The 13,062-nt window shown below is 41.3% G+C and carries 10 protein-coding genes; all 10 read left to right on the top strand.

Features of this window, described 5'->3' with window-relative positions; all coding sequences use genetic code 11:
• Positions 1–308: 308 nt before the first annotated feature.
• The 10 genes from EL171_RS09120 (at position 309) to EL171_RS09075 (ending at position 12,866) form a co-directional block, all read left to right on the top strand.
• Positions 309–1,100 (top strand): uracil-DNA glycosylase, encoded by a 792-nt coding sequence (locus EL171_RS09120; RefSeq protein WP_005385120.1) that lies wholly within the window; start codon positions 309–311, stop codon positions 1,098–1,100.
• Positions 1,101–1,267: 167 nt separating this feature from the next.
• A complete protein-coding gene (locus EL171_RS09115; RefSeq protein ID WP_005385122.1) occupies positions 1,268–2,347 on the top strand; it encodes a DUF805 domain-containing protein in 1,080 nt (359 codons plus the stop codon).
• Between the two features lie 390 nt (positions 2,348–2,737).
• A complete protein-coding gene (locus EL171_RS09110; RefSeq protein WP_167774582.1) occupies positions 2,738–4,873 on the top strand; it encodes a ribonuclease J in 2,136 nt (711 codons plus the stop codon).
• Between the two features lie 196 nt (positions 4,874–5,069).
• Complete coding sequence (locus EL171_RS09105) at positions 5,070–6,026, top strand: DUF2232 domain-containing protein (RefSeq protein ID WP_005385126.1); 957 nt, start codon at positions 5,070–5,072, stop codon at positions 6,024–6,026.
• Positions 6,027–6,045: 19 nt separating this feature from the next.
• Positions 6,046–8,073: a DHH family phosphoesterase gene (locus tag EL171_RS09100; RefSeq protein WP_005385127.1), complete on the top strand. Its 2,028-nt coding sequence runs from the start codon at positions 6,046–6,048 to the stop codon at positions 8,071–8,073.
• Positions 8,070–8,516 carry a 50S ribosomal protein L9 gene (gene rplI, locus EL171_RS09095; RefSeq protein WP_004694699.1) on the top strand — a complete coding sequence of 149 codons (447 nt, stop codon included), beginning with the start codon at positions 8,070–8,072 and terminating at the stop codon, positions 8,514–8,516. The genes EL171_RS09100 and rplI overlap by 4 nt, the downstream gene beginning before the upstream one ends.
• 69 nt (positions 8,517–8,585) lie before the next feature.
• Positions 8,586–9,944 (top strand): replicative DNA helicase, encoded by a 1,359-nt coding sequence (dnaB, locus tag EL171_RS09090; RefSeq protein ID WP_039968875.1) that lies wholly within the window; start codon positions 8,586–8,588, stop codon positions 9,942–9,944.
• Between the two features lie 338 nt (positions 9,945–10,282).
• Positions 10,283–11,041 (top strand): DUF3969 family protein, encoded by a 759-nt coding sequence (locus EL171_RS09085; protein ID WP_005385134.1) that lies wholly within the window; start codon positions 10,283–10,285, stop codon positions 11,039–11,041.
• A 204-nt stretch (positions 11,042–11,245) separates the two neighbouring features.
• Positions 11,246–12,529: a Y-family DNA polymerase gene (locus EL171_RS09080; protein WP_005385135.1), complete on the top strand. Its 1,284-nt coding sequence runs from the start codon at positions 11,246–11,248 to the stop codon at positions 12,527–12,529.
• Positions 12,530–12,533: 4 nt separating this feature from the next.
• Complete coding sequence (locus EL171_RS09075) at positions 12,534–12,866, top strand: YolD-like family protein (protein ID WP_039969300.1); 333 nt, start codon at positions 12,534–12,536, stop codon at positions 12,864–12,866.
• Positions 12,867–13,062: the final 196 nt, after the last annotated feature.

Here is a 13,062-nt window from a genome sequence, read left to right as displayed (position 1 = left end):
CGACGTCCTTGGGTGGTTCTTTATTTATCTGATTACGGAGATAACCCGATGCTCATCACCATTTAAAATACCTATCGAGCAATTTACAAGTGTAGTAGCTAATTACATTTGTCATAATAGGTATTATAAAGAGTAAGAAGATTTCTTCCATAGTGTCACCTCCTCACTGCACCGTACTTCTCGGATTAGAGATGGTGACATCTTGATTGTAGTACATATAACTATATATTTCTTATGCAATTCGTGTAATTATCATGTATAGTAGATATATATCGGTAATAACATATGAAATTTAAACTGGAGGCTGTATGTCTTTATTTGAGTTAGAGAAGAGCATGTCTTTTGATGAATATATAGCGTCCTTTGATGCAGAGAGAGTAGCGAAGGTACGCGGTTTTGTAGATTGGCTCGCACAGTATCAAGGTAGTCTCGTCCATAATCCTTGGGGTGAGGTAAATCCCGATTTAGAAATCGTTGCAGAGGGTTTTGATGCGGCCCAAGTGCGTCGAGATAATTTGGTAGCCTATTTATTGCCTCGCTTAGGTCGAGCTAAGGTCTTTGTAGTAGCCGAGGCTGTGGGGTACCAAGGGGGACGCTTCACAGGTATTGCTATTACTTGTGAGAGAATGCTATTAGATAAGCATAAAACCATTCGTGCGAAGGATATCACGCAGATTCAATTGGAACGTACTAGTTCACCTACTAGCTCTTTGCTAAAAGGAACACAGCAAAAGGATGGTTTTAATGAACCTACTGATACTGTGGTGTGGAGTGCTATTGTTGAAAAGGGTATCGATCCCTATGATACATTGTTGTGGAACATATTTCCCTTCCACCCACATAAGGAAGGAAATCCACTGACGAATCGCACACCTACGGATAAAGAGCAACAACTAGGTTGGGAGTATACAAAACGCTTGTTAGATTTACATCTTGAACTAGGCGGTGTAGAACCCCTTGTGCTCGCCGTAGGACAAAAATCTGCTGATACAATGGGTAAATTTGGGCTGTCTGCTATTGGTTTGCGCCACCCTGCAAACGGTGGCGCTAATCTCTATCGACAAGGGTTCGCTGAGGCGGTAGATACGTATTTGAGATAATATAGTTTGGTACATAATGGTTCAATAAAAGATATATTATACAAATTAATGAGATAATATTATCTTTTCATGATAAGTTTTTACGTATTCAAGAGCTTGAGCTTTTAAGAGAGCATTTTGGAGAGAGCTTTTAAGAGCATGTTTTCGAGAGTTTTGGAGAGAAGTTTATGAAACGGTATTGTGATGCTTGCCGTCATTATTGTGATGAGGCGGCTATGTTTTGTCCTACTTGTGGACAGTATACGGTGGCAACAGAGGTGGAGCGCATCGCACCAGAAGGCGATGTCATCTATCCGTTGTCTCATTATCAGCTAAGCTATAAGGATACATTCCTCTATGTGATGGGCACGAAGTTCATGGATACAGATGGACGCGCCTCTCGTAGGGAATTTTTCCAGTTTCTATTATTGTGGCATATTGCTATTATTGGCTTGTTAGCGGTGTTTTATGGTTTGACAGCCATATTCCATACGGGACCGTATCTAATCGGGTTGGTAGGTCTTATCGTTGCCATACTTAGTTTGGTTTCTTTGATACCTTTGATTGCGCTATCTGTACGACGTCTCCATGATACGGGTAAAAGTAGTGCTACATTGTTGCTATTTCTCATTCCCTTTGTAGGGCCACTGATCGTATTAGGCTTATTATGCTTAAAAGGTCAGCCTCAAGACAATCAATATGGTAGTGCATTGCAGCATCTTGTTATAGACAAGCGATTGGCATCTATTATGAAAGTATCTCCTACGAGCAGTGCTCTTACAACACGTGTTCTTGTAGGTGTACTTGTGGTTGTCATTTGTGTATTTGGTATATCTTTACGTTCGATGGGCCCAGCTAATGAAGTATTCCCTGATGGATGGCTTACAAACTCTATCGTTGGTGAAGGCAGTGCGGAAGCGGCGCGAGCTGCTGTACAAAATTATTTTGATGCCGTAAATAATAAGGATTATGATAAGGCTTTTACCTATATCATTAGCCAAGCTAGTACAAATCCAACAGAAAAACAAAAATGGCTAGCATCTATGAAACAAGCGCCAAAGGTAGATGTAGTGTCCTTAGGTACTACACGGGTGAGTCGCACAGGAGATTTGAAACGCATTGTGTTTGAGGCGAACCTACAAACGACAACAACAGGCGCCGGTCTTGTGGAATCTACGCCGATGAAGCGCTATATTTCTGTTATTGAAGAGAATGGTAGTTGGCGTATCGAAGGCTTCTATAAAACTATGCCAGACGATGATAAATAGGGTTGGATATGCTTAATGGCGTTAACATAGGGGTTCCCCTCTTTTGTTAACGCTATTTTTATGTTACAATAGACATAACGTATGAAAGCGAGGCTTTCATCAAAATCGATCGGATTATATTGCAAAACTCATTAGATTGGAACGAAGAGAACGTACCCGTCGCGGCTGACATGTCTAATGATGGCAATATACTCATTTGCTATGGCAAATGGTCACAACAACACTAGGAACGGCAAAAATTGATAGCGCATTTTTGCGCCCATTTGACGAGACGCTAGTATTTTAGCGCCTTTTTCTTTGTGTGGCCTCCATAGCATAGATCAATTCAAGTGATAGGTGAGAAAAGAAACTATGTTAAATAAAATAATGAACAAAATTTTAGGAGGAACTGTGAATACAACAGATAATCAGGTTACTGCACAAGTGAAAGCAGAACCAACAGTAGCGAAAACTGCTACTCGTACAGCTGCGGCTGAAGGCGAACATAAACAAACTCGCCGCCGTACTAATACACGCCGTCCTGCTGGCGAAGGTCGTACTCGTCAACACGCGACTGGTGAAGGTGAAGGCACAACACGCCAACGCCGTACAAATACTCGTACAAATGCAAATGGTGGTCGTACTAACACGACTCGCCGTACAAATACACGTCGCAATGCTGAGCAAGGTGAAGGTCAAGAACGTACAGAACGTAAACCTCGCCAAACTCGTGCACCACGTGGTGAACGCAGTGAAAATACGCGTAATACGCGCTCTAACAATGGTCGCAATAGTCAAAACCGTAATAACAACCGTCCAAATAATCGCTCCACAAACCGCAACAATCAAGAGGCTCCTGTGGAATTAGTAGGTCGTACACCAAATGGCGCTAATAAGGGTAAATTCCAAATCATCCCTCTTGGCGGTCTTGGTGAAATCGGTAAAAACATGACCATCTTCCAATATGAGGACGAAATTATCGTTCTCGACTCTGGCCTTGCGTTCCCTAGCGAAGATATGCTTGGCGTAGATATCGTTATTCCTGATATGAGCTATATCATTGAGAATAAGGATCGCGTGAAAGCTGTCGTAATTACCCATGGTCACGAGGACCATATTGGTTCCTTGGCATACCTTATGAAAGAAATTAACTGCCCAGTATATGCAACAAATCTCGTTTGTGGTTTGATTGAAGGCAAGTTTAAAGAACATAAGGTATCTCCAAAATGTCTTCGTACTATTGCTGCAGGCGATGAAGTTCAAATTGGTCAAGTGAAGGTTGGTTTTATCCAAACAAACCACTCCATTCCTGACTCCTGTGCTGTGTACTTCGATACACCAATCGGTACTGTACTTCATACAGGTGACTTTAAAATCGACCAAACACCAGTTGATGGTCGTTTGATGGATATGCACAAATTTGCTGAGCTCGGTAATAAAGGTGTATTGGCCTTGATGTCCGACTCTACAAACGTTGAAAAACCAGGTACTACAGGTTCTGAAAGTTCCGTAGGCCCTGCTATTAAACAAGCTGTTGGAGAAGCAAAAGGCCGCGTTGTGTTAGCTACATTTGCATCTAACGTATCTCGTATCCAACAAGCTATTGATGCGGCAGTTATGTTCAACCGTAAGGTTGTCGTTATGGGCCGCAGTATGGTAAATGTTACAGAAATCGCTCAAGAACGCGGTTACTTGAACATTCCACCAAATACAATCATCGACGTAGATGTAATGCACAACTACACAGATGACCAAATTATGATCTTAACAACGGGTTCTCAAGGTGAACCGATGGCAGGCTTGTCCCGTATGGCTACAAGCAACCACCGCACTGTAGAGTTGGCGCCGAATGATACAGTTATCATCTCTGCTACACCAATTCCAGGTAACGAAGGTGCTGTAGGTAGAACTATCGATAACTTGCTCCGATTAGGTTGTCACGTTGTATATGGTAAAGATCGTGGTATCCACGTATCTGGTCATGCGAGCCAAGAAGAGCTTAAAACGATGCTCAACCTTGTTCGCCCAGAATACTTCATTCCAGTTCATGGTGAGTACCGCATGTTGCGCCGTCATGGTGAACTTGGCGTTGCTATGGGCGTAGATCCTAAGAAAGTCCTTATCGGCGACAATGGTCAAATCTTTGAATTTGATAAAGATGGTGGCCGTAAAGGTGGCCGTGTACAAGCTGGTGCTATCTTCGTTGATGGACTTGGCGTTGGCGATGTAGGTAACATCGTTATCCGTGACCGTCAACAATTGGCACAAGAAGGCATGGTTATCGTTGTAATGGCGATGGATAAAGCTTCTGGTACAATCGTAGCTGGTCCAGACCTCGTATCTCGTGGCTTCGTATACGTACGCGATGCAGAAGAACTTATGATTGCTGCAGAACATCGTGTAGACCAAGTCCTTGAAGAATGCGAAATGCAACGTATTAAAGATTGGACTACTATTAAGCAAAACGTACGCGACGCGTTGGGTAAATTCTTCTATGATAAAACTCGCCGTCGTCCGATGATCTTGCCGATTATTCAAGACGTATAATCAAATACAATATATAAAAGTACCGCACCTCAAGGTGTGGTACTTTTAACATGTTAAAAGGAACCTTTTAAATCTACCATAAATAGCGGTGCTATCGCATTTGTCTACTATATAGGGTATTTGAAGTTACCTTTTTAAACTGTTATAATTAAAAGATACCAATTAATCTATCTTCTTTTATTTAGAATGGAGATTTATGAAACAAACAAATACTAGAGCGATGGTAGAAACAGGATTTGTTAGTGCTATAGGTGTCATCCTTAGTGCTATTAGTGTGTATTTACCAGCTTTCGCTTTTTTATCATTTTTTGTTACACCTGCAGCCATTGGCATAATTGGAACAAAATGGGGTCGCAAGTATAGTATATCGGCAGCTGTTGTTACTACTTTCTTAGCGGTAGTTTTGTTTGGACCATGGAATGGTATACCTGTTGGCTTATTTGCTGCGGTAGGTGTAGGGGTAGGAGAAGGTAACCGTCTTTCTTTAGGGACGATTAAGCGACTACTACTCCCTAGTATTGCTATGTTTGTTGCTGTATTAGTAACTTTAATGGCACAAGTATATGTATCTGGTATTACTCTATCAATGATAGATACACAGATGACCGAGCAAGCTCGTATGATTGCTGATCAAGCCTTACAGACGAATCCTAATATCACACAGGAACAAGTTGATTTATTTGTAAAAAATGTAGATAAGCTTGCTACTGGTTTGAAGGATGCGTTTTTTGTGGCTGTAGCTATAGCTGCAGTATCATACAGTTATATAACTATTCAGATATCTATATGGCTAGGTAAGCGATTACGTATCTCCATACCTCGATTTTTACCAATTGAAGAATGGAGGATGCCTGTCTGGAGTGCAGGGCTATACGCTTTAGGTATTATTGGTATATATGGTACGCCGCATATCAATATGGACTCTTCCTGGGTCATAGCCATTAGTACTAATGTATTACTCCTCGGTAGTTCTATGTGTTCTATTCATGGCTTTGCAGCTTTAGCAGATTTAATGAGTAGTTACCGCATGAGTAATAAATTGAAGTGGATATTGCTTGGGGTGTATGCCTTTTTCTTTGGACAAGCATTAGCTATATTTGGTGTCATAGATATGTTTTTAGATTTACGGACACGTTACAAAGCGCGTCAATAGTAATAGAAAGGAGGCCGTTATGAAATCCTTTCAACGGAAATGGGAAGGTTTAGAAATTACCATTATTACCGTTATCGTATTATTGTTATTATTGTTGGCCTACTTGAATTGGGCCATTGCAATTCTAGCTTTAATTATCGTAGTAGCGGCGTATTTGGTTAACTATAACACCATTCATAACCGGCGTCGTTTAGCAAGAGAACAGTTTGGGGCGATGATGAAAAACGTCACACAAGCTTCGAACTTTGCTTTACAAAACTTGCCAATGGGGATTGCTCTTGTTAATAAACAAGGTACCCTCGTATGGAATAATAGTGTCTTTGCAGACTGGGTTAAGGTAGATTGGAATAAACTTCAAAAAATGTCTGCTCTTATGCCTGGCTTCCGTATTGATAAAATCTGGGGAAAATCTGGATTTATGACGGAGCAGTACGAAGACAAGTACTTCCAAATTATTTACAAATTCATTGATCCTCGTGATACACGTCCAGATCTTCATAGTGAAGATGAACTGGCTGACCATGCAGTGATGGCGCTATACTTCAAAAATATTACAGAAGTAGAAAAGGCGCGTATCAAGGCTGAAGAGGATCAACCTGTATGGGGCATGATTCAAATCGATAATCTCGAAGAATTGACAAAAGGTCTTAGTGATCGGGAATATACAAGTGTTTGGTCTGACATTAACAATATCATCGTAGATGAAATCGACGGCCATGAAGGCTTCATTCGTAACTTCCAAGATGATATGTATACCTTTGCTATTTCTCGTGGTGCACTTCATGAGATGGAGGAAGATGGGTTTAAAATCCTTGAGAGAATCCGTAAATTGCCTTCTCCGCGTCAGGTGCCTGCAACGATTTCTATCGGGATTAGCGAGAACGTAGGCTCTGTAAAAGAGGTATCGAGCCGAGCTCGCGCCGCCTTAGATATCGCATTAGGTCGCGGTGGTGACCAAGTGTGTATTATGGATGGTGAAAGTACCCGATTCTTTGGGGGCAATACAGCTGGTATTGAGAAGAATACCCGTGTTCGTGCTCGTGTTGTATCACAAGCCTTACATGAGCTTATGCTTGATTCCGATAAAATCCTTGTGATGGGTCATAAGCGTGAAGACTATGATGCGTTAGGTGGCATTATCGGTGTTACCTCTATTGCTCGAGCACTTGGTAAAGAAGTACGTGTTGTACTTTCAAAAGAAACGAGTGCCATCGATAAAATGGTGGCCGTTCTCAATGAATCTGAGTTCTGGCAAGAGCATTTTATCACCATAGAAGGTGCAAAGGTGTGGGTGGATGCGAATACGCTCACTATCGTATGTGATACGCATCGTCAAGAAATGGTAGCAGCCCCAGAGGCGCTTGAAATTTCTGAACGACGCATCGTTATCGACCATCACCGTCGTGCAGCGGACTTTGTAGAAAATCCATTACTTACCTATTTGGAACCTACTGCATCGTCTACATCTGAGCTCGTAACAGAGCTCGTACAATATGCAGGTGTTTCTGTGAAGCTTTCAAAAGCGGAAGCTACAGGCATCTATGCAGGTATCGTTCTAGATACGAAGAACTTTGTGCAACAAACTGGGGCACGTACCTTTGAAGCGGCTGCATTCTTACGCCGTGCAGGGGCAGATATTGAACGCGTTAAACAATTATTTATTGAAACCTTCGATTCTGTTCAATTGCGTGCTAAAATAGTATTTGAAGCCAATCGCACCGAAGGGATTGCTATCTCCGTAGCACCTGAAGGTTTGAAGGATATGATGGCATTAGCTGCGCAAAGTGCGGATATGCTCATCAGTAATGAAGATATTGAAGCAGCCTTTGTACTGTATTCCTTGAATGACGGCGGTATCGGCGTTAGCGCTCGATCCAAAGGCAAGGTAAACGTACAAGTTGTAATGGAAGCCTTGGGTGGCGGTGGTCACAGAACCGTGGCTGGTGCCCAATTACAAGGTATGACGATAGAGGAAGCGAAGAAGGCTATTTTAGACCATGCTCTTGAAGCCCTTCATTCCGCAGAGAAAGAGGAGGAAGAACAATGAAAGTAGTATTGTTGGAAGACGTTAAAAAGGTTGGTAAAAAAGGCGAAATCGTTGAAGTTAGCGATGCATATGGCCGTAATGTATTAATCAAAAAAGGTCTTGGCCTTGAAGGTACAGCAACTAACGTAAATAATGCGAAACAAAAGCAAGAATCCATCGCTCACAATAAAGCTGTTGCCAATGACGAAGCTAAAATCTTGGCAGCTCAATTGACTAAGGTTGAAGTAACTGTAAAAGTTCGCATGGGCGAAGAAGGTCGTGTATTCGGCTCCGTTACTGCAAAAGATATTTCCGATGCAGCTAAAGCGCAATACAAAGTAGATATCGATAAAAAGAAAATCGAAATCAAAGAACCATTGAAAACATTAGGCGTACATGATGTACTCGTTCGTGTTCATCCTGAAATTACAAGTACTATCAAGGTTAACGTAGTAGCTGAATAATAGTGTTCACCATGCTCTTTGAGTATGGTGAATTCTTTTATCCATAGTGGTTTTATAAAGGGGATTATCATGGATGTACGCATTCCACCGCATAATTTAGATGCGGAAAAAGCCGTTTTGGGGGCTTTATTAACGAATGGATCCAACTCGGGTGCCGTTGTCGATACGGTAACGAGTATTCTAAAATCTGAAGACTTTTACCGCGATGCGCATCGTATTATTTATGATGCTATCTTAGAAATCGTGCATGCTAACAAGACGGCGGACTTTATCACGGTTGGTGAAGAGCTAGATCGTCGTAAGCGTCTCGATGCGGTAGGCGGTCTTGCATATATTACATCTTTGGCTAATGAATCGGTGTCCTACAATGTAGAGGAACATGCGAAAATCATTAGTGAGAAAGCTCAGTTGCGCCGCCTTATCGATGCAGGGAATAAAATCGTAGGCATGACGTACGCTGGCGAAGATGAGCCAACGGCTATCCTTAACAAGGCGGAACAAATGGTATTGGACGTAAGTGGTCAAACACAGTCCGAATCATCATTTGCTCCTATTGGGGAGGTTGTATTATCTAACTTAGATAAATTAAATGCATTGCAACAGCATGATGGTGCTATTACAGGTGTTCCAACAGGCTTTAAAGATGTGGACCATGTCTTTAATGGTCTACAAAAATCTGACCTCATCCTCGTAGCAGCCCGTCCTGCGATGGGGAAAACGGCTTTCACCTTGAATATTGCTCAAAACGTAACGATGTTGTACGACAAGACGGTAGCGTTCTTCTCCCTAGAAATGGGCAAGGAACAGCTCGTTGGTCGTATTCTATCCTCCGTAGCAGGTGTGAGTTCTGAAAAATTGCGCCGTGCGAACATGGACCCTACTGACTGGGAAAAGGTTATCGCCGCTGCGGACCGCATGAGCAAATCTAAGCTCTTTATTGATGATACGCCGGGCCTTACCGTGCAAGATATGCGCTCTAAATTGCGCCGTCTTAAGGTGGAACATGGTCTCGATCTCGTTATCGTCGACTATATTCAGTTGATGCAAGGCCGCAACTCCGGTAAGGGCAGCGAGAACCGTCAACAAGAGGTATCTGAAATCTCTCGTAACCTCAAATTAATCGCCCGTGAGTTCAATGTGCCTCTCATCGCCTTGTCTCAATTGTCTCGTAGTGTTGAAAGCAGACCTGATAAACGGCCTGTACTGTCTGACCTTCGTGAATCTGGTTCCCTCGAACAAGATGCGGATATCGTTATCTTCTTGTACCGCGATAAATATTACGATGAAAACTCCGAAAAAGGGGACAACGCAGAAGTCCTCATTCGTAAGCACCGTAATGGTTCCGTCGGTACCGTGGAACTCCAATTCATTGGGGAATTAACCCAATTTAGAGACGTGGAATTCCGAGACATGGGGCCGGAACAATAATGAAAACTATCGGTTAGTTCCTATATATTGATGGGGCCCCGTAACATAGCTACATTTTAATTAAAAAGAAAGGACTATACTTCTTTGCTCCTCGTGACCTGATGTCGCTGCATAAGTATAGTCCTTTCTTTTTATCACTGTACATATGAAGGTGTCCCATCAATATATTGGCACCAGATAGTTTTCAGTGTATTGTTTGGAGAACTGGGAAGAGAAGTTTTGGGTTATGTTAGTAGAAAATAAGTCTTATTAAAGTGTATAATAGTGCTAGATAGATTTTATAGTGTCGTACAATACGTAAGTATTGTGAGATGGAATATAAGGTTTCCATCCTGTGTATGATGAATTTAACTATTAGTGGAAAACAAAATATTGAATTTTATTTGTTGATGGTTGGATTAGGTGCTGCAGAGGCTTATAAATATAAGCATATTAGTCTGGGTGTATTTGAGAGCCTGCATTATGATTTGTCCATGATAGTTTTAATTGATGAATACCAGTTGTCAAAGGACTTAAGGGAGATTGTTTTCCAAGGTATGGGCATGGAAGATATTGTTGATGCAGCAGAGTGGTTTGAAGACTTTGATTGGGAAAGTCATTTGCGTGATGCGATAGATTACTTGGAACTGGATTGTATATCTAGATTAATGGAGCCCTCATATCATACTTGTATTAATGATTTCACCTTGTTTGATGTACCTAATACTGATAGCGTTGAGCATCTCTATATTTCTTTTGTATCTCATTATAGTTTTGAGCAAATCATGATGATTTTTATGCTAGGGTATACAGTATTTTTGATTGAGTTAGGTGAGTATTGCACTGATGCCTTTGATAGTTTTAAACGTAACTACCTTACTAATCTTCGAGCCATAAACCGTGGCGAGTCCGAGGTTTTAAGTGAAGCTCTTGAATTATTTGACTCTTGTGATAATGGGAACGATTTTTTGAGCAATAAACGACAACAATTGTGGTTAAGAAAGATTTCCATAGATCTTAGAGGTCACTTTTTTAGACTTAAAGAGTCTAGCATGAGGTATCGTAGTGAGAAGGGATTAGTTTATTATAGAAGGCCTAAAGAAACCATATTGAATTAAGTTATACATGTACTTAAGAGTACCTACTATTAGATTTGATGTCTAATAGTAGGTACTTTTTCATTTTTATGTCCAAAATTTGTCGCTATAATAACAAACATATGTTTGAAAATACTCAGTATTTTTGTTATACTAATCATAGAAATTATTCTTCTTGTGATTCTTGTAAAATCTAGTGATTTAGCGGTTTAAGGAGGTGTTTGTATGGGTTCAGCTGATACGGATCGAATGTATATGTGCATTGATTTGAAGAGTTTTTACGCGTCTGTGGAGTGCGCCGATTTGGGGCTGGATCCGTTTACGACGCCTTTGGTGGTGGCTGATGGGTCTCGTGGCAAAGGGGCTATTACATTGGCTATTTCACCGGCCTTAAAAAAGTTAGGCGTTAAGAATCGCAGTCGTCTTTTTGAGATTCCTCCGCACATTGAGTATTTGACGGTGAAGCCGCATATGAAGCGGTATATGCAGGTGTCTGCTGAGATTTATGGGGTTTTGCTCAAGTATGTGGCGCCTGAGGATGTGCATGTGTACTCTATCGACGAGTATTTTATTGATATTACGCCTTACTTACCGCTCTACAAGAAAACGCCTCGAGAGCTAGCGCAGATGCTACTTGATGCGGTGTTAGAGGCGACCAAGATTTATGCCACCGTTGGGATTGGCACAAACTTGTTCCTTGCCAAGATTGCTCTCGATATCCTGGCAAAACATGCGCCTGATTTTATAGGATATCTTGATGAAAGCCTCTTTAAAGAGAAAATTTGGTATCATCAGCCATTAACTGACATTTGGCAGATCGGTAAAGGCATAGCTAACCGCTTACATAAATATGGTGCTTATGATTTGCATGGTATCACCATGGTGCCGGAGGCTAAGTTGTATAAGGAGTTTGGCGTTAATGCAGAGCTCATTATCGACCATGCTTGGGGTCGTGAGCCGTGTACGATTGCAGATATCCATGCGTATCGTCCTATCAAGCATTCTATCTCGCATAGTCAGATTTTGTTGCGTAACTACACTTACGAAGAGGCATACGTGCCTATGCGAGAAATGGTGGAGTCCTTGGTGTTAGAGCTTTTACAAATCAAAGGGGTTACGAACCATATTCACGTTCATATCGGCTATGCAGATGATATGGTGCGCTCCACAGGGGGTTCTAAAAAGCTTAAACAGTACACTGATTCATTGCAAGCATTAACGACGGCAGTAATTAAATTATATGAACAACATTGCCATAAAAATGAACTTATACGGCGTATAGGCGTAAGCTTTGAGGATTTAGTCAATCGCTCTGCTATACCTCAAGAGGTAGATTTATTTAGCTCTCTTGCGACGGAGGAAGAGGAAAAGGAGCGGCAAGTACATGAGGCGATGTTATCTATCAAGGAGCAGTTCGGTAAAAACTCTATTTTACGTGCCTCTAGCTTGCAAGATGAAGGGACAATGCGCTTTAGAAATACCTTGGTAGGTGGTCATAATGGAGAATAAATTAATGAAGCATCGTATGTCTCGTTTACAACGGGCAAAACAATTTATGCCCTTTGCGGCATTAAAGGGCTTTGAAGCTTTATTATCAGCTGTAGCACGGCCGAAGGAGAGTCGAGTAGAGCTATCGGAGGATCAAATCGAAGAAGTAAATAAAGCCTTGCAGCTTTTACGCTGTGGAGATTGGGTGCGTGTGGTTTATTATGACAAGCACAAATATACAGAAATCATCGGTCCTGTAGATGTGATTAATAAGCGCTTACAAATACTAGTTGTACAGGGGGTTGAGATTTCATTTAGAGATATTAAGGCTATTAACCTGTATGATATGGATATCTAAGCAATTATGTTTATATATATATCTTAGCTAGGTTATCTGATATAGATACCTAAGTACTTATGTTGAAATATGGCTTATGTTTAGAGTTATTTGATATGCCTGACTAAGTAATTACTTTTAGGTATGTTTTGTAACTAGAGTTAGGAGGGAATTAAGTATATAATGGTATTATGGACTATGATTTAATCGTATTCTA

This window comes from Veillonella dispar (genome assembly GCF_900637515.1).
GTDB classification, from domain to species: domain Bacteria; phylum Bacillota; class Negativicutes; order Veillonellales; family Veillonellaceae; genus Veillonella; species Veillonella dispar.
Note: the sequence above shows the minus strand (reverse complement) of the source record. Positions and strands in the feature narration are given on the sequence as shown.

Bases quoted from the DNA above. Each gene is read 5' to 3' on its own strand.
- EL171_RS09120 (WP_005385120.1), top strand. From the start codon at position 309: ATGTCTTTATTTGAGTTAGAGAAGAGCATGTCTTTTGATGAATATATA.
- dnaB (WP_039968875.1), top strand. From the start codon at position 8,586: ATGGATGTACGCATTCCACCGCATAATTTAGATGCGGAAAAAGCCGTT.
- rplI (WP_004694699.1), top strand. From the start codon at position 8,070: ATGAAAGTAGTATTGTTGGAAGACGTTAAAAAGGTTGGTAAAAAAGGC.
- EL171_RS09105 (WP_005385126.1), top strand. From the start codon at position 5,070: ATGAAACAAACAAATACTAGAGCGATGGTAGAAACAGGATTTGTTAGT.
- EL171_RS09100 (WP_005385127.1), top strand. From the start codon at position 6,046: ATGAAATCCTTTCAACGGAAATGGGAAGGTTTAGAAATTACCATTATT.
- EL171_RS09085 (WP_005385134.1), top strand. From the start codon at position 10,283: ATGATGAATTTAACTATTAGTGGAAAACAAAATATTGAATTTTATTTG.
- EL171_RS09075 (WP_039969300.1), top strand. From the start codon at position 12,534: ATGAAGCATCGTATGTCTCGTTTACAACGGGCAAAACAATTTATGCCC.
- EL171_RS09080 (WP_005385135.1), top strand. From the start codon at position 11,246: ATGGGTTCAGCTGATACGGATCGAATGTATATGTGCATTGATTTGAAG.
- EL171_RS09115 (WP_005385122.1), top strand. From the start codon at position 1,268: ATGAAACGGTATTGTGATGCTTGCCGTCATTATTGTGATGAGGCGGCT.